15 protein-coding genes are annotated in these 16680 nt (G+C 63.3%); 4 read left to right on the forward strand and 11 right to left on the reverse strand.

Annotated elements, in window-relative coordinates:
- The first annotated feature begins 41 nt into the window (after window positions 1–41).
- Window positions 42–530: a hypothetical protein gene (locus P7F28_RS12250; RefSeq protein ID WP_277184749.1), complete on the forward strand. Its 489-nt coding sequence runs from the start codon at window positions 42–44 to the stop codon at window positions 528–530.
- Between the two features lie 211 nt (window positions 531–741).
- Here the strand turns inward: P7F28_RS12250 and P7F28_RS12255 are convergent, their stop codons facing one another.
- On the reverse strand, window positions 742–1905 hold the full coding sequence (locus P7F28_RS12255; protein WP_277184750.1) for a metallophosphoesterase: 1164 nt from the start codon (window positions 1903–1905) through the stop codon (window positions 742–744).
- A 231-nt stretch (window positions 1906–2136) separates the two neighbouring features.
- Between P7F28_RS12255 and P7F28_RS12260 the strand changes: the two genes are divergently transcribed.
- Complete coding sequence (locus tag P7F28_RS12260) at window positions 2137–2745, forward strand: hypothetical protein (RefSeq protein ID WP_277184751.1); 609 nt, start codon at window positions 2137–2139, stop codon at window positions 2743–2745.
- A 19-nt stretch (window positions 2746–2764) separates the two neighbouring features.
- On the opposite strand, the gene P7F28_RS12265 is transcribed toward P7F28_RS12260, so the two are convergent.
- Both P7F28_RS12265 and P7F28_RS12270 read right to left on the reverse strand, forming a co-directional pair.
- Window positions 2765–4225 carry an NAD-dependent succinate-semialdehyde dehydrogenase gene (locus tag P7F28_RS12265; protein ID WP_277184752.1) on the reverse strand — a complete coding sequence of 487 codons (1461 nt, stop codon included), beginning with the start codon at window positions 4223–4225 and terminating at the stop codon, window positions 2765–2767.
- An 11-nt stretch (window positions 4226–4236) separates the two neighbouring features.
- The gene (locus P7F28_RS12270; protein WP_277184753.1) at window positions 4237–5532 is read right to left on the reverse strand and encodes a 4-aminobutyrate--2-oxoglutarate transaminase; all 1296 of its coding nucleotides are present in this window, start codon (window positions 5530–5532) and stop codon (window positions 4237–4239) included.
- Window positions 5533–5779: 247 nt separating this feature from the next.
- On the opposite strand from P7F28_RS12270, the gene P7F28_RS12275 reads away from it, so the two are divergent.
- A complete protein-coding gene (locus P7F28_RS12275; protein ID WP_277184754.1) occupies window positions 5780–6970 on the forward strand; it encodes a M20 aminoacylase family protein in 1191 nt (396 codons plus the stop codon).
- A 6-nt stretch (window positions 6971–6976) separates the two neighbouring features.
- Here the strand turns inward: P7F28_RS12275 and P7F28_RS12280 are convergent, their stop codons facing one another.
- The 5 genes from P7F28_RS12280 to P7F28_RS33855 form a co-directional block, all read right to left on the reverse strand.
- Window positions 6977–8518 (reverse strand): methyl-accepting chemotaxis protein, encoded by a 1542-nt coding sequence (locus tag P7F28_RS12280; RefSeq protein WP_277184770.1) that lies wholly within the window; start codon window positions 8516–8518, stop codon window positions 6977–6979.
- Window positions 8519–8644: 126 nt separating this feature from the next.
- The gene (locus P7F28_RS12285) at window positions 8645–8806 is read right to left on the reverse strand and encodes a hypothetical protein (RefSeq protein ID WP_277184755.1); all 162 of its coding nucleotides are present in this window, start codon (window positions 8804–8806) and stop codon (window positions 8645–8647) included.
- Window positions 8807–8830: 24 nt separating this feature from the next.
- Entirely contained in the window at window positions 8831–9403 is a 573-nt protein-coding gene (locus P7F28_RS12290; RefSeq protein WP_277184756.1) for a glycosyltransferase family 9 protein, read from the reverse strand.
- Window positions 9404–9668: 265 nt separating this feature from the next.
- On the reverse strand, window positions 9669–10163 hold the full coding sequence (locus P7F28_RS12295) for a hypothetical protein (RefSeq protein WP_277184757.1): 495 nt from the start codon (window positions 10161–10163) through the stop codon (window positions 9669–9671).
- 130 nt (window positions 10164–10293) lie between these two features.
- Complete coding sequence (locus P7F28_RS33855) at window positions 10294–11814, reverse strand: UdgX family uracil-DNA binding protein (RefSeq protein ID WP_277184758.1); 1521 nt, start codon at window positions 11812–11814, stop codon at window positions 10294–10296.
- A gap of 205 nt (window positions 11815–12019) precedes the next feature.
- Between P7F28_RS33855 and P7F28_RS12305 the strand changes: the two genes are divergently transcribed.
- Complete coding sequence (locus tag P7F28_RS12305; RefSeq protein WP_277184759.1) at window positions 12020–12721, forward strand: glycosyltransferase family 2 protein; 702 nt, start codon at window positions 12020–12022, stop codon at window positions 12719–12721.
- Window positions 12722–12790: 69 nt separating this feature from the next.
- Here P7F28_RS12305 and P7F28_RS12310 read toward each other — a convergent pair whose 3' ends face one another.
- The 3 genes from P7F28_RS12310 to P7F28_RS12320 form a co-directional block, all read right to left on the reverse strand.
- A complete protein-coding gene (locus P7F28_RS12310; protein WP_277184760.1) occupies window positions 12791–13378 on the reverse strand; it encodes an NTP transferase domain-containing protein in 588 nt (195 codons plus the stop codon).
- A gap of 90 nt (window positions 13379–13468) precedes the next feature.
- A complete protein-coding gene (locus tag P7F28_RS12315) occupies window positions 13469–15679 on the reverse strand; it encodes a xanthine dehydrogenase family protein molybdopterin-binding subunit (RefSeq protein ID WP_277184761.1) in 2211 nt (736 codons plus the stop codon).
- Window positions 15676–16665, reverse strand: coding sequence for a xanthine dehydrogenase family protein subunit M (locus P7F28_RS12320; RefSeq protein WP_277184771.1), 990 nt, complete (start codon window positions 16663–16665; stop codon window positions 15676–15678). Before P7F28_RS12320 ends, P7F28_RS12315 begins: the two co-directional genes overlap by 4 nt.
- Between the last annotated feature and the right edge of the window lie 15 nt (window positions 16666–16680).

The raw sequence follows: 16680 nt of genomic DNA on the forward strand, positions 1-16680 counted from the left end.
TCACGAGCCTCGCTGGTCGCTCGAAACAAAGGAACATAACCATGACAATGAAAGTATTCGGGACTGTTGCAACCACGCTGTGTACCGTGCTGGCGAGCACGGGCGCGTCGGCGATGGTCAACGCCTCATCCATTGCGGGCGCGGTGCTCGTGCAGACCATCGACACGGTGCAGTCGGTCGATCCCGAAGCGCATCGCGTCACCGTTGTCGATGCGCAAGGACATGCCACGCAGTTGAACGTCGGCAGTCAGGTACTTGACCTTCGTCAAGTGTCGGTCGGTTCACGCGTGAATAGCAGCGCCATGCAGCCGGTCACGCTGACACCCGTCAAGCATGCCAAAGTGCAGGAGATGATTCCCGGCGACAAGGAATTCGTCGCGCAGGTATCGAGCGTCGATGTATCGACGGGCGTGGTCGTACTGAAAGACGCCAACCAACTGCCGATCGAGATTCACGCACGCGACGCGCACGAGGCAGCCAAGCTCTCGAGCGGCTCACTGGTCAAAGTCGTGCTGCAGACCAAAAAGTAATTCGAAACGCTGCGGAAAAATGCGCAAGTTAAGAGTTTTCTACTGGCTTGTGCGTATGCATTTCCCGTACTTTGTCGCTTCTGCATCGACGGTTCCCCTCCGGCGATGTGGATGTCCGGTCTTCCCCAGACCGGACGTCGCGCTTCTCCCCGAGCGCAGGACGCGCGGCGTGTATCGCGCGCGTCCACTTCTCTTGTTTCCCGCGTAAGCGTTATACGGCCGGTGCTGCGATCAATCGCACGCGCGTAATTTCCGATGGCGCGCCCAGACGTTTCGGCGGTCCCCAATAGCCGGTGCCGCGGCTCGTATAGACCCACAATCCGTTGAACCTGACGAGGCCCGCGACGAACGGCTGCTGTAATCGCACGAAAAAATTCCACGGCAGGAACTGGCCGCCGTGCGTGTGGCCGGAAAGCTGCAAGTCGAAACCGGCATCGGCGGCGGCGGGCGCGCTGCGCGGCTGATGCGCGAGCAGCACGCGCACGGTGGCGTCGTCGGGGGCGCCGCTGATGGCTTTGGCGGGATCGCTGTGATGTTCGGGATCGAAACTGCCGGCGCTGTAATCGGTGACGCCCGCAATCACGGCGCGCGCGCCGTCGTGATCGAGCACGACATGCTGATTGAGCAGCACGATCAGGCCGAGCCGTCGAAATTCCGCGATCCACTTTTCCGCGCCCGAGTAGTACTCATGGTTGCCCGTGACGAGAAACGCGCCGTGCCGCGCGCTCAGTTCGGACAGCGGGCGCGTGTGATCGGCCAGATGCGGCACCGCGCCATCGACGACATCACCCGTGACGGCGATCAGATCGGGCTTCAATCCATTCACCGCCGCGACGATCCGCTCCACGTAATGACGCTTGATGGTCGGACCGACGTGGATATCGCTGATCTGCACGATCGTGAAACCTTGCAGCGCGGCGGGCAGATTGTCGATCGGCACATCGACACTGACGACCGGCGCGCGACGCCGAGCGTTGTAAAACCCGATCGCCGATGACATCAGCGCGAGCGCCGGCACCACCAGCGCACTGCGCGCCACGAACGTGGGCGAGCCGATCGGCGCACCGCGCAGCCAGTCGGTCACACGCACGGCCAGCAAGACGATGTCGCGCACAAAGGTCAGCAGCAGCAACGACGAAAAGAACCCGAGCGCCGTCAGCCCCAGCCACGCAAGACGATCCGACAAAGGTTGCTGTTCGATATTGCGCGCCGACATGCCAAGCGGTATCAGTACCAGTGAAGCCACCAGCAGCGCCACCGCGAGCACTTTCCACGCATGCGCGACCGGCGCATCCGGAATCAGCCGCACGCCGACATAGATATGAAAGAGAACGCCGATACCGATGAAACGGATAAAGAACGCGGAGCGACGCATAACGGCCCTGAGAGAGGTGACGAACGGCGCATCGACGGGTGCGTTTATGCACAAAATTGCGCCCGCGCCGACTCTGGAACCGATTCTACCGGTTCGTCAAAATGTGTGCCGCGAGTGGGAATGGACATGCCTTATGACGGCGCGGTATAACTTCCGAGCCTCGGCAATATCACGCGTGCCGACAGCAATCTGAAATACTTGGCACTACGGATTACATTACGGAGAACATGTATGAAAATGAAACGTTGCGCGCTTTCGATTCTCTTCGCGATCGCTGTCGCTGCGCCGCTGCGCGCAGCCGTCGCGCAAGATAACGACGCATTGGTCAAGCAGGCAGAAGACACGCTTGCCGCCGCGCCGCCGGTGCATATTCAGGCGACCATTCTCAGTATCGATCGGGGCACGCGGATGGTGACCGTGCGCGGACCGCGTCGCGATGCGACGCTCGTCATCAGCAAGGACGTGACGAACTTCGATCAATTGCACGTCGGCGACAAGGTGGATGTGTTGTACAAGAACGCGGTGTTGCTGACCGCAGACAAGGTGACGGGCAAGGGCGCGGGCGAGCGTGCGCGCAAAGATTCGCAGAGCATCTCGCCCGCATCAGGCGCGAACGGCGAGAGCGGCTTTACTTCTTCGCGTCAGACGGAGGTCGTGGCCACCGTCGAAAATGTCGATGTCAAGCGTCACAAGATAACGCTGCGCGGTCCGTGGCATACGGAAACCATCGACTTGTTGCCGCAGTTTGAATCGCAGAAATTCAAGAAGGGCGACACCGTGCATGCGGTGTTCATGTCGGCGGCGGTGGTGAAGGTGACGCCGGTGGCCGCAGCGAAGTAAGACGCGGCCACCGTGAGCATCAAACGGCGAGACAGAGATACTTGATCACCACATAGTCGTCGATGCCGTAATGCGACCCTTCGCGGCCCAGCCCCGATTGCTTGACGCCGCCGAAGGGCGCGACTTCGTTCGAAATCAAACCGGTGTTGATGCCGACCATGCCGTATTCGAGTTGCTCCGCCACGCGCCACACGCGGCCGATATCGCGGCTGTAGAAGTACGCGGCAAGACCGAACTCGGTGTCGTTGGCGAGGCGCACGGCTTCCTCGTCGGATGAGAATTTGAACAGCGGCGCGAGCGGGCCGAAGGTCTCTTCCTTCGCCACCTTCATGTCGGGCGTGACGTTGGCGAGCACGGTCGCTTCGAAGAAACCGTGGCCGAGCGCGTGACGCTTGCCGCCCGTCATGACCGACGCGCCTTTCGACAGCGCATCTTCAATGTGCGACTCGACTTTCTGCACGGCTGCTTCGTTGATGAGCGGGCCGAGCGTCACGCCGTCGTCCGTGCCGCGTCCGATTGTCAGTGCGCTGACTGCATCGGCGAGTTTGCGGGCGAAGGCGTCGTACACGCGTTCGTGCACATAGAAGCGGTTGGTGCACACACACGTCTGCCCGCTGTTCCGATATTTCGATGCCACCGCGCCTTGCACCGCGGCGTCCAGATCGGCGTCGTCGAACACGATGAAAGGCGCGTTGCCGCCGAGTTCCAGCGTAACTTTCTTGACCGTCGGCGCGCTCTGCGCCATCAGCAAGCGGCCAACCGCCGTGGAACCCGTGAACGACAACTTCCGCACGATCGGATTCGACGTCATTTCCGCGCCGATGGCCTTCGGATCGCCGGTCACGATGCTGAGCACGCCTTTCGGCACCCCCGCGCGTTCCGCGAGCACGGCCAGCGCGAACGCGGACAGCGGCGTGGCTTCAGCCGGTTTCACGACGATAGGACAACCCGCCGCGAGCGCCGGGCCGACCTTGCGCGTAATCATCGCTGCCGGGAAATTCCACGGCGTAATCGCCGCGCACACGCCGATCGGTTCCTTCGTCACAACGATGCGCTTGTCCGCTGCGGGCGTGGCGAGCGTATCGCCCGCGACGCGCTTGCCTTCCTCCGCGAACCATTCGATAAACGACGCCGCATAGCCGATTTCGCCCTTCGCTTCGGCAAGCGGCTTGCCTTGCTCAGCGGTCAGAATGCGCGCGAGGTCGTCGGCGTTGGCCATCATCAGGTCGTACCAGCGGCGCATGATCGCGGCGCGTTCCTTCGCCGTCTTGCTGCGCCATGCGGGCCACGCGGCGTTCGCAGCATCGATGGCGCGGCGCGTTTCGCTCGCGCCCATCATCGGCACGCGGCCGAGCGATTCACCGTTCGATGGATCGAGCACGTCGAAGGTGGCGGCGTTGTCGGCTTGCTGCCATTCGCCATCGATAAAGGCATCGAAACGCAGCAGCGACGCGTCTTTCAGTTGATCTTTCAGGCTCATTCGTTCGGACCTCAAACCGTCGCGCCGACCGTTTCGGTCAGCACGTCTTCGAGAATGGCGAGCGCTTCATCGAACACGGCGTCCTGAATGGTGAGCGGAAACAGGAAGCGAACCACGTTCGAATACACGCCGCACACGAGCAGCAACAGGCCGCGTTCGAGGGCGCGCGTCTGCACGAGTTTGGCAAACGCGGCGTCCGGTTCGGTCGTGCCGGGCGCGCGGAATTCGGCGGCGATCATCGCGCCGGGGCCGCGCACATCGGCAAGTTGCGGCACTTCGCTTTTCAGCGTTTCGAGCTTCGCTTTCAGCTTGTCGCCGAGCACGACCGCGCGTTCGCACAGCTTTTCATCGTCGATGATGTCCAGCACCGCATGCGCCGACGCCACCGCCAGCGGATTGCCCGCGTACGTGCCGCCGAGTCCGCCCGGCGCGGCTGCATCCATGATCTCCGCGCGGCCCACGACGCCCGACAGCGGCATGCCGCCCGCGAGACTCTTGGCCATCGTCATGAGGTCGGGGCTGACGTCGTAGTGATCCATCGCGAAAAGTTTGCCGGTGCGCGCGAAGCCGGTCTGCACTTCATCGGCGATCAGAAGAATGCCGTGTTGATCGCAGATCTTGCGCAGGCCGCGCACGAAATCCAGCGGCGCGGGATTGAAACCGCCTTCGCCCTGCACCGGTTCGAAGATGATCGCCGCGACGCGCGCAGGCTCGATATCGCTCTTGAACAACTGCTCGACCGCGCGCAACGATGCTTCCGTCGATACCCCATGCAGCGCGTTCGGAAACGGCGCGTGATACACATCCGACGGGAACGGCCCGAAGCCGATCTTGTACGGCGCGACCTTGCCGGTGAGCGCCATGCCCATCAGCGTGCGGCCATGAAAACCGCCCGCGAACGCGATCACGCCGGGACGTCCGGTCGCCGCGCGCGCAATCTTCACGGCGTTTTCGACGGCTTCCGCGCCGGTCGTGAAGAACGCGGTCTTCTTCTGAAACTTGCCGGGCGCACGCGCGCTGATCTTTTCCGCCAGCGACACATATGATTCATACGGCACGATCTGATACGCCGTGTGCGTAAAGCAATCGAGTTGCGCGCGAATCGCCTCGACGATACGCGGATGCCGATGCCCCGTATTGCACACCGCAATCCCCGCCGCGAAGTCGATAAAACGCCGTCCTTCGACGTCCCACAATTCCGCGTTCTCGGCGCGCGCCGCATAAAAGTCGCACATCACGCCGACGCCGCGCGGCGTGGCGGCATTTTTGCGGGCTTGCAGGCTGGCGTTATTGAGAGGGGAATTCACGGCGACGATCTCCTTGGGTTCTGTGGCGGCCTGACCAGGCCAGAGCTTTCACGGACAAATATAGAGACATTTGGCTCCGGACATCAGGGCCATTTCATTAAAACCGATGGAGCCACTTTCCAGGTGTAGTGAGTGAACCCTCGCGCGCATGTCGGTCGAAGTGAAATTGGAACTGGCGCACGCCGCGTGAGTGGCGCATGATGTGCGCCGTTTTGCGATTCCGTTTTCATCCTCAAAAGGTTTGCCCATGTCGAGCTTCACTGCGAGCTTTACTGTTTTGGCCGATCTCGCCGACGACGCGCCCGCGTTGCGCGAGATTCGCCAAGACATCCATCGCCATCCCGAACTGTCTTACGAAGAGACGCGCACCTCGGCGCTGGTCGCGCAACGGCTCGAAGAGTGGGGATGGCAGGTGACGCGCGGTATCGCGGGGACGGGGGTGGTTGGCACGCTCAGCGCGGGCGAGGGCACGAAGAGTATCGGACTGCGTGCGGATATGGATGCGCTGCCGATCATCGAGCAAAGCGGCAAGCCGTACGCAAGCGAAACGCCCGGCAAGATGCACGCATGCGGCCACGATGGCCACACGACTATGCTGCTCGGCGCGGCGCGTCATCTCGCGCGCACGAAGCGTTTCAACGGCACGGTGCATCTGTACTTTCAGCCGGCCGAGGAACACGGCGTGCCGAGCGGCGCGGAACGCATGATTCAGGAAGGCCTGTTCGACCGTTTTCATTGCGATGCGGTCTTCGGCGTTCACAATCATCCGGGCGCGCAGCCGGGCACATTTTTGTTCCGCAAAGGGCCGTTCATGGCGGCGTGCGATCAGGTGTCGATCGAAATCGTCGGGGTCGGCGGGCACGCGGCGCGGCCGCATATGGCGGTCGATCCGGTGGTGGTGACGGCGAGCATCGTGATGGCCTTGCAGACCATCGTCGCGCGCAATATCGATCCCGCGCAACCCGCCGTCGTCACTGTCGGTTCGATGCACGCGGGCACGGTCAACAACGTGATTCCGCAGCGTGCGACGCTGGAATTATCGGTGCGATCGTTCAATCCGCAGATTCGCGAACGGCTGCGGGCGCGGATCAAGGAACTGGTGGAAGCGCAGGCCGCGAGTTATGGCGCGACGGCGAACGTGAAGGTCACGCCGGGTTATCCGGTCGTGGTCAATTCGGAGGCGGAAACGGAATTCGCGACGCAGGTGGCGCGCGAACTGGTCGGCGATGAAAACGTCGTTGCGCAGACGGATTTGCTGATGGGCAGTGAAGATTTCGCGTTCATGCTGCAGGAACGGCCGGGCACGTTTCTGCGCATCGGAAATGGTGCGGGCGAGGACGGCTGCATGGTCCACAACCCGCACTACGATTTCAACGACAAGAATTTGCCGATCGGCGCGGCGTACTGGGCGCGTCTGGTCGAGCGATATCTCGCGTAAGAACGCTTACGCCGGCAGTTTGAAGCTGCCGATCGCCTCGCGCAGCATATCGGCCTGATCCTTCAGCGAGTGCGCGGCGGCGGCGGCTTGTTCCACCAGCGCGGCGTTCTGCTGCGTGACCTGATCCATCTCCACCACCGCGCGATTCACCTGTTCGATGCCCGCGCTCTGCTCGCTCGATGCGTGGCTGATTTCATCGAGAATCTCGTTCACGCGCCGCACGGATTGCACGATTTCGCTCATCGTCGTGCCTGCATTAGATACGAGCGATGCGCCTTGCTGCACCGTATCCGTCGATGTCTCGATCAGCGCTTTGATCTCCTTCGCCGCTGTTGCGGAACGCTGCGCGAGGCTGCGCACTTCCGCCGCCACGACTGCGAAACCGCGTCCTTGCTCACCGGCGCGCGCTGCTTCCACGGCCGCGTTCAGCGCGAGAATGTTGGTCTGAAACGCGATGCCATCGATCACGCCGATGATGTCGCCGATCTGCTTCGAACTGGCCGTGATGCGCGTCATCGTATCGATCACATCGCTGACCACGCCGCTGCCGCGCGTGGCGACGTCCGCCGCTTGGCTGGCGAGGCGCGCGGCCTGCGCGGCGCTGTCGGCGTTGCTTTTCACGTTCGCCGTCATCTGCTCCATGCTCGATGCCGTTTGCACCAGCGCCGCCGCTTGTTCCTCGGTGCGCTGCGACAGATCGGTATTGCCCGCCGCAATTTCCGATGCGCCCACGTTGATGTTCTCCGTCCCATGACGCACGCGAGACACGGTTTCGACGAGACCGCGCTGCATCGTGTTCAGCGCGTGCAGGAGGCTGGTCGTATCATTCGGATGCACGCTCACATTGGCCGTCAGATCGCCATTCGCGATGCGATGCGCCGCGCCCACCGCCAGTTCCAGCTCGCCGCCGAGATTGCGCCGGATGCTGCGCAACACGACGATCATCGCGGCCGTCGCCATGGCGCCGAGCAGCACGGTGATGCCGAGCCAGCGCAGCGCGCTTGCATAGAACGCGCTCTGCACGTCGTCCATGTACATGCCGGTGACCAGATACCAGTCCCACGGCGCGAATTTTTGCGAGTACGAGAGCTTGGGCACGGGCTTATCGCTGCCGGGCTTCGTCCACAAATAATTGATGAAACCGCCGCCCGTCTGATCGCCCGCCTTGACGATATCCACGAACAGGCGATTGCCCGCCGGATCGGTATAGCTCGACAAGTCCTTGCCGTTCATCGCGGGCTTGATCGGGTGCATCACCATGGTCGGATGCGAGTCGTTGATCGACAGATAGCCGTCCGTGCCGTAACGGATCGCGCCGATCACGGCCAGCGCCTGTTTCCTGGCATCGTCTTGCGTGAGGGTTTTGTTGTCGGCGAGCGCCGCGTAGTACGTGGTGATGGCGTACGCCTCGCCGACCAGCGTCTTCAACTGCTCCTTGCGATCCTCGATCATCGACGTGCGGTTTTGCCACGCGCCGATCACGCCAATCGCGATCAGGCCGATCCACAGCACGGCGATCAGCGAGCCGAGCTTTCTATTCAACGTCATTCCGTTCATGAGTGCGCCAGGTCGTTTGATGGCGACGGCGACGTGCCGCCGCATGCCCGATTTACGGCACGCGGCGGCGCGAATGAAGGCGTATGAGGGAAATCCCGGACTATTAGCAGTAAATTTTTAAAAGCGCCGGATCGGATCTTTGTCGGGCGGCGCGTCGGGATGCTGCGGCTCGTCCGGACGATGTCCCGGCGATGGCGGCGTGAGCGGATCGGCTTCCGGATCGCGGTTCGGGTCGGCGATCGGATCGGGGACGGGCGTGGTTTGCAGGTCGAATGTCATGTCGATGTTCCTGTGCCTTATCGCTTAAAGCGCGTCGTGTTCGGCGGGCATATGCAGCGTGAATGGCCGGCCGGGATGCGCGTCGCGGGTGCCGGAGAGTTCGGCGCGCGCCCGGGCGATGATCGCGGCGCTGTCGGTATCGCGCGGATGCTCGGCGAGCACGATATGGGGCGTGCCGAGCGCGCGCGCTTTGGCGACGGGCGAGGGCGCGGCGGCATCGTCGGAAAGGAGCAGGCGCGCGTCGGCGATCAGGCGCGGCAGCGTGCGCGGGCCGACCGCGCCGGCGAGGAACAACGCGGCGGTTTGCATCGCGCCCAAAACGCCTGCGGTGCGCTCCGGTTCCGGCGCGTCGCCGACGATGGCGATTTGCCAGCCGTCCGCGGCGAGCTGGTCTGCCACATCGGCGTATCGTTCGGCGGGCCAGGCGGGCGCCGACTGATGGCTGCCGGGATGGATCAGCACCAGCCGTTCGCGCTCGATGCCGTGGAAAGCGACGAGGGCGTCGTAATCGTCGTGCTCGTGTTCGAGGGATGCGGTGGCGCTGGGCATATCGGGAACCAGATTTTCGATCAGCATGGAGAGGGGGATGGCGCGCATCTTTGCTCCGGCAATGGGCTTGGCCACGGTGTGTAGGGCGACCGGGCGTACGAGGCAAAAATCATGGGCAAGCACCGGGCGTGCCCGCGTAGCGCTGGCGCGCTTCGTTTCGCGCCCGGCCTTACGCTCATTGAAGATGCCGGAAAAGGGAACGTCAAGGGCGCATCGGCTGGATTGAAAAAATCGGCAGTCGAAAAGCAAAACCGCCGGCCTGCTTGGCGCAGGCCGGCGGTTTTATAACGCAGTGCAGTCGATGTTCTGTCGATCAGGTTTCCGTGTTGCCGTCTTCCGAAGGCAGCGGCGTCGGCGCGAAGGCTTCGGCGCGGCGGCGGATATCGTCGATTTCGCCGGTCACGAAGGTGCGGTTATCGGCGGCGAGTTTTTCCTGATACGACACGCCTTCCGGCACGCGATGCAGCAGCGCGCGCAGTTCGCCTTGCGTGGTTTGCTCGACCGGCTCGAAGTTGTAGAGGCCGAGCGCGAGTTCGGCGCGTTCGTGCAGCAGGAACAAACAAGTGGCGAACACGCCGACCGCCAGCACTTCCTGCACGCCAAAGCGATATTCGTTCGGCACCGACGAAAACGGCAGATACGCGATCAGCACCGCGCCCGCGAGCGCCAGCGCGATGGTCGCATGCAGCAGCACACCGAGCCGCGCGACGATGCGCTCGCGTTCGGTGTTCAGTTGCCCGGCGGTTTTCGGCACGAGCGCGATCAGGGATTGTTGGCGGCGAAGTTCTTGGAGCGGGAGAGCGGCCATGGAGGTGTCGTCTGGACCTTCGTAGAGCGCCAGTGCGGCGCGACACCGGTAATAACGCGTGGCTTACAAGATCGTTGACGGCACTTTCGTCTTGTTTCTTCCTGTTGCGCCTTGTTGCATCTTCCGTCGATCAGCGCGGCTTGATCGGCGTGCGGATACTCGCCGTGCCGTCCGCAATCTGCTGCGCGAACACCAGCGCCTCCACGATGGTCCCGAACACTTCGGCGCGGATTTTCTCGTCGGTCAGCCGCATCAGATACGACGGGTGATACGTCGGCACGACAATGCGCCCCTTGTGCTCGATCGTCTTCCCCAAATATTCCGATAACGCCGTCCGATGCCCCGTCAGCGCTTTCAGCGCCGTTGCGCCGAGCGCCACCACGACCTTCGGCCCGATCCGCGTCATTTCCTCTTCGAGCCAGAAGCGGCAGGCTTCGCGCTCGCGTTGAGAAGGCGTGGTATGCAGACGCTCGCCGTCGCTGCCGGTCTCCGTTTCGAACTTGAAGTGCTTCACCGCATTGGTCAGATAGAGCGATTCGCGCGCCAGTCCCGCTTCCGCGATCGCCTCATCCAGCAGCTTGCCGGTCGGACCGAGAAACGGCTTGCCTTCGCGATCGTCCTGATCGCCGGGCTGCTCGCCGACCAGCATGACGCGCGCATTGGCGGGACCGACGCCTGCCACCGCCTGCGTCGCGTTGCGCCACAGCGAACAGCGCTTGCACACATCGAGCGACGGCGGCTCTTTCAGCGATGTGCCCTTGAGCGGCTCCAGACTCGTATCGAGCGCGACTTCCATGTCCGACGGCACGTTGCGCGGCCGGCGATCGCGCCGCGAGTAAGGATCGGCGCGCGAGATCAGCGAAGGATCGACGCGACCGTCCGGCGGACTTTTCCAGTAGCGCACCGGCATATGCGAGGCCATTTTGATGGCGTTGGCATGCGCTTCGGCAAAGGTGCTTTCGTAATAGGCCAGCCAGAGCGCTTCGATGGCGTCGCCGCTCACCGCCTCGCCGTTCATGCCGCCCGAGGTCTCGCCGAAATCGGCGGGCTTTTCTTCCGGCTCGCTGGTGCGATCCACGCGCAGCAGTGCGCCGTCCCAGAACGCCGCGCCGTGCGGCGTGGCGATCATCCACGTCGCGTTGCCCATGCGCGTGGCGAAGTGCATGGCCGCGTGCTCCAGCAGATCGTGCACCGGCTCGAACCAACTGATGAACTCGGGCGGCCCGAGCGAATCGTCGCGATGCCGAAAGCGCAGGATCTTGCGCATCTTGTCTTCCTCGGCCCGCACGGATTCGATCATCCGATGCAACCGGCTGCCGTCCTCATCTTCGCGCGATGCCACCGCGCGGTCGCCCTGCGTCCATCGCCACAGCGCCTTGTACAGAAACGGCCAGCGATCCGGCACGCGCACACACGCGGCGGCTTCGAGCATCGACAAAAACTCGCGAGCGATCTTGGGCGGCTTGGGCGCGTTCGGATCGACGGAACCGGGCGGCGGCGGATCGACCACGCCGAACACCGTCGCCGATGCGTCGGACTCCAGCCACAGCACCTCCTGCGGCGGCACGCCTTCGATAAGCAGCGAGCGCGCGGCACGACGCCAGGCGGCGAAAGAGGGATCGAGCGGGACGTTTTTTCTGGTTGAAGGCACGAGAGCTAGCGCATGAAAAGTACTGTATATCCATACAGTGATTCTAGCGATGCCCACTGCTTTTAAGCAAATTTTTACGGTTGGTCGAACCCTTTATGCGAAACAGCCTACCGCTTCGTTTTGTCGATAGAAACGGTGGAATAGCCTTTGCTGAAATTGGCCTATCGCGGCTCGCATGCCGACGAACAAGCCAAACGGAGCGGTCATGCTAGCCATCGTCATCCCTGCCCATAACGAAGCCGATCACATTGCCGCCTGCGTCACCGCGGCGCGACGCGCGGCAGATCATCATCAATTGCTGGGCGAAGACGCGCGCGTGATCGTCGTGCTCGATAGCTGTTCCGATGCCACCGGCGAGACCGCCCGTGCGCACGGCGCGGACGTGACGAGCATCGATGCGCGCAACGTCGGCATGGCGCGTGCGCATGGCGCGGAACGGGCGTTGGCGCTCGGCGCGCGCTGGCTCGCTTTCACCGACGCCGACTCCACCGTCGCCGACGACTGGCTCGCGCGCCAGCTCGACTGCTGCGCGGACGCGGTGTGCGGGGTGATCGGCGTGCGCGACTGGTCACCGCATACCGGCGCGGTACGCGAGCACTTTGGCCGCATGTACACGGATGCGGACGGGCATCGGCATATTCATGGCGCGAACCTGGGGGTATCGGCGAGTGCGTATTTGCGGGCGGGCGGCTTTCCGCCGCTGGCGACGAGCGAAGACGTCGCACTCGTCGATGCGCTGGTGCGAAGTGGCGCGCGTATCGAGTGGAGCGCGGGGCCGCGCGTGGTGACCAGCGCGCGAACGGATTTTCGCGCGCAGAAGGGATTCGGGGCGACGCTGCTGGAGGTGAGCCAGCGGATTCTGGCGGTGGGGAATGATGCGGGAAATGAGGTGGGGCTGGCGGCGTGACAATTCGATTAGGTATCTTGACTAATCTTCGATCTGCGGTTGATATGTCGATGGTAGGAAACGCAGGCGCTACCGCCCCTCCAAATCCCCCGGCAAATCCACATCCCGCAGCACATTCGGATCATCCACTTCCACGACGAAAGGCGTCGCGGTAGCAAACACGCCGCGCGCACCGGCATCGCCATCAAGTGTCATAAGCATGTCGCGATGCCCGATGCCGAATCCCACCGGATGCCCGCGCTTTCCGCGATAAACCGGCGCGACCAGCGCTTCGCCCGCATCCAGCGGACGCGCGACGGCTTCGATACTCGAAGGCTCGATCCACGGCATATCGCCCAGCGCGACCAGCCAGCCTTCCGCTTCCGATGTCGCCCGAACCGCTGCGGCCAGCGTCGCGCCCATGCCGCGCTCGGCATCGATACTGAAGATCACGTTGCAGCCCGCTTCGTTCAGCACATCCGCGAGCTTTTCCGCGCCCGGCCTCACGACGGCCACGACTTCCGCCGCCACCAGCAACAAACGACGCGCCGATTGAAACACCACCGGCGTGCCATCGGCTAACGAAGCAAGCAGTTTGTTGTGCAGTCCGGACGGGTCGAAGCGGGTGCCGAGGCCCGCTGCCAGCAGGATGCCGGTCGCGCTGGACGAATAGGTCATCGCGGCTGCTCGTGTGGGGAGAAGCGTCGATTGTGCAGCGCATCGAACGGCGCGGCAAGCTGAAAAAGCTGCCGCGCATCGTCCGATATTTCACGCCAACACTTTATCCAGCGTCACCGGCAAGTCACGCACGCGCACGCCGGTCGCGTGATAGACCGCATTGCCGATCGCGCCCGCCACGCCCGTGATGCCGATTTCGCCGATCCCGCGCGCGCCATCCGGATTGATATGCGGATCGGCCTCGCCGATAAACGAAATATCCAGCATGCCGATATCCGCGTTCACCGGCACGTGGTACTCCGCCAGATTCGCGTTCGTATAACGCCCGTAGCGCGCATCGAGTTCGGTCTTCTCGAATAACGCCGACCCCACGCCCCACACGATGCCGCCCATCAACTGACTATGCGCGGTCTTCTCGTTGAGTAGCGTGCCAACGTCATAAACGCCGACGATACGCGGCACGCGAATAATGCCGAGGTCCGCATCGACATGAACTTCGACGAACACCGCGCCGAACGAATGAAACGCGAACTGCTGTTTCTCCGCGCCGGGCTTCGTGGTGGCGAAGGTTTCGATTGCGCGGCCGCCGTTTCGCGCGATGATCGCGGCGGCCGGATCGCGCTTGTCGGGATTCGATACGCTCACCACCCAGCCGTTCGATACGCGCACGTCGTCGCCCGGAACGCCGAACAGCGGCGAGCCTTTGTCGGCGAGCGCCATCGAAATAAGCTGATCGCGCGCCTGCGTGCATGCCGCGCGCACCGCTGGCGACACGCTCGCCGCCGATTGCGATCCGCCCGACACCGGCGCTTTCGGCAACGATGAATCGCCCAATGCAAAGCGCACGTAATCGAGCGGAAAGCCGAGCGCGTCGGCGGCCACTTGCGTCATGACCGTGTAGGTGCCGGTGCCGAGATCCTGCGTGCCGGAGGCGACCATCGCGGTGCCGTCGGGCAGAATGCGCGCCACCGCCGATGCCTCGCTGCGATTGGCCGGATACGTCGCCGTCGCCATGCCCCAGCCGATCAGCGTATTGCCGTCGCGCATCGAACGTGGTTGCATGCTGCGGTTCGCCCAGCCGAATTTATCCGCGCCGCGCTGATAACACTGAAGCAGCGACTTTTCGGACCACGGTTTTTTCTCTTGCGGTTCCATCGCCGCATGATTTTTGATGCGAAACGCCAGCGGGTCCATGCGCAGTTGATACGCCATCTCGTCCATCGCGGTTTCGAGCGCGAAGCAGCCGCTCGTTTCGCCGGGCGCGCGCATGAAAGTCGGCGTGCCGATATCGAGTTTCACCAGCTTGTGCGTGGTCGCCTGATTCGGCACCGCGTAGAGCATGCGCGTAACGATCGCCGAGCTTTCGGTCCAGTCTTCGAACGTCGATGTCGTGGAGATGACGTCGTGACGCATGCCGGTCATAGTGCCGTCATCGCGCGCGCTGATTTTGATGCGCTGTTCCGTGAACGGCCGGTTGCCGATCATGCCGAACATCTGCGGCCGATCGAGCACGAGCTTCACCGGCCGTCCCGTTTGTTTCGATGCCATCGCCGCCAGCACGACATGCGACCATACCGAGCCTTTGCAGCCGAAGCCGCCTCCGACGAACGGGCAGATCACGCGCACGTTGTTATCGGGAATGCCGAAGAATTTCGCGACCGCGCTTTTTGCGCCGGAAACGCCTTGCGTGGCATCGTAGAGCGTGAGATTCGGGCCGTCCCAGCGCGCGACGGTCGCGTGCGGTTCCATCGGATTGTGATGTTCGTAGGGCGTCGTGTAGACCGCGTCCAATCGTGTCGGACCTTGGCGCAAACCGGCATCGACGTCGCCGCGTTGCGTGGTGATGGCGCGGCCCATCATCTTGTCGGGCTGATACGCCGTCGCGCGAGCACGCGTGTAATCGGCGTTCGGCATCGCGCCTTCGTAGCGGATATCGACGTAGCGCGCCGCGCCTTGCGCATGTTCCAGCGTGTCCGCAATCACCACCGCGACCGGCTCGTTGCTGTAGCGCACCTCGTTCGTTTGCAGCAGCGTGAGCTTGCGCACGGCGGGCGGCTGCGCATCGGGGACGCCGTTGTTCGGCAGGCGCATCGCGTTCTGATACGTCATCACCAGCAGCACGCCGGGCATGGATGGCGCGCGGTTCGTATCGATCGATGCGATACGGCCTTTCGCCACCGTGCTCGTAATCAACACCGCGTGCGCGAGTTTGGCGTCGGTGTTGTCGGCGGAATAGCGGGCCTGGCCGGTGACTTTGAGAATGCCGTCGGTGCGATCCAACGGTTGTCCGATTACGCTCATGCGACACCTCCGGCCTGTTGAATCGCACGCACGATGGCGCGCTGCGCGAGTTGCACCTTGAACGCGTTGTCGCGCTGCGGTTTGGCATCGCGTACGGCGAGGGCGGCGGCGTGTTGCAGCGTGTTCGTATCGAGCGATTGGCCGGTCAATGCCTGCTCGGTCGCCGTCGCGCGCCACGGCTTGTGCGCCACGCCGCCCAATGCAATACGCGCCTGTTTGATCGTGCGTCCATCCATCTGCAACGCAGCGGCGACGGACACGAGCGCGAACGCATAACTCGCCCGGTCCCGCACCTTCAGATACTTCGCGTGATCGGCGAACATCGGCGGCGGCAGATCGACTGACGTGATCAGTTCGCCCTGCTTAAGGGTCGTATCCAGTTCCGGCCGATCTCCTGGCAAGCGATGAAACTCCGCAAACGGAATCGCCCGATCGCCTTGCGGACCGGTCACACGCACCACGGCATCGAGTGCGGCGAGCGCCACGCTCATATCGGATGGATTCGTCGCGATGCACTGCGCGCTCGCGCCGAGAATGGCGTGGATGCGCGTGTTGCCTTGAAGCGCGGCGCATCCGCTGCCGGGATTGCGCTTGTTGCACTGGGGAAAACCGGTGTCGTAGAAGTAATAGCAACGCGTGCGCTGCATCAGATTGCCGCCGACCGTCGCCATATTGCGCAGTTGCGCCGATGCGCCCGCCAGAAACGCCTGCGACAGCAGCGGGTAACGCTCGCGCACCCACGCGTGATTCGCGGCATCGCTATTGCGGACCAGCGCGCCGATCCGCAAGCCGCCATCGGGCAACGCCGTGATGCCGTTCAACGCATCGATATGCGTGATATCGACGAGCGTGACCGGCCGCATCACGCCGCCTTTCATCAGATCGAGCAGATTGGTTCCACCGCCGATAAACATCGTGCCCGGCTGGCTCGCAGCCGCAAGCGCCGCGCCGATATCCGGCGCGCGCTGATAGGAAATCGCGTCCATGTGCGTCTCCTCAGG

Source organism: Caballeronia sp. BR00000012568055 (genome assembly GCF_029439455.1).
Lineage (GTDB): Bacteria > Pseudomonadota > Gammaproteobacteria > Burkholderiales > Burkholderiaceae > Caballeronia.

Coding starts and splice junctions, on each gene's coding strand:
- P7F28_RS12250 (WP_277184749.1), top strand. CDS start 42: ATGACAATGAAAGTATTCGGGACTGTTGCAACCACGCTGTGTACCGTG.
- P7F28_RS12290 (WP_277184756.1), bottom strand. CDS start 9,403: ATGCGCGCCATCCCCCTCTCCATGCTGATCGAAAATCTGGTTCCCGAT.
- P7F28_RS12315 (WP_277184761.1), bottom strand. CDS start 15,679: ATGAGCGTAATCGGACAACCGTTGGATCGCACCGACGGCATTCTCAAA.
- P7F28_RS12265 (WP_277184752.1), bottom strand. CDS start 4,225: ATGAGCCTGAAAGATCAACTGAAAGACGCGTCGCTGCTGCGTTTCGAT.
- P7F28_RS12280 (WP_277184770.1), bottom strand. CDS start 8,518: ATGACGTTGAATAGAAAGCTCGGCTCGCTGATCGCCGTGCTGTGGATC.
- P7F28_RS12305 (WP_277184759.1), top strand. CDS start 12,020: ATGCTAGCCATCGTCATCCCTGCCCATAACGAAGCCGATCACATTGCC.
- P7F28_RS12260 (WP_277184751.1), top strand. CDS start 2,137: ATGAAAATGAAACGTTGCGCGCTTTCGATTCTCTTCGCGATCGCTGTC.
- P7F28_RS12285 (WP_277184755.1), bottom strand. CDS start 8,806: ATGACATTCGACCTGCAAACCACGCCCGTCCCCGATCCGATCGCCGAC.
- P7F28_RS12295 (WP_277184757.1), bottom strand. CDS start 10,163: ATGGCCGCTCTCCCGCTCCAAGAACTTCGCCGCCAACAATCCCTGATC.
- P7F28_RS12320 (WP_277184771.1), bottom strand. CDS start 16,665: ATGGACGCGATTTCCTATCAGCGCGCGCCGGATATCGGCGCGGCGCTT.
- P7F28_RS12310 (WP_277184760.1), bottom strand. CDS start 13,378: ATGACCTATTCGTCCAGCGCGACCGGCATCCTGCTGGCAGCGGGCCTC.
- P7F28_RS12275 (WP_277184754.1), top strand. CDS start 5,780: ATGTCGAGCTTCACTGCGAGCTTTACTGTTTTGGCCGATCTCGCCGAC.
- P7F28_RS12255 (WP_277184750.1), bottom strand. CDS start 1,905: ATGCGTCGCTCCGCGTTCTTTATCCGTTTCATCGGTATCGGCGTTCTC.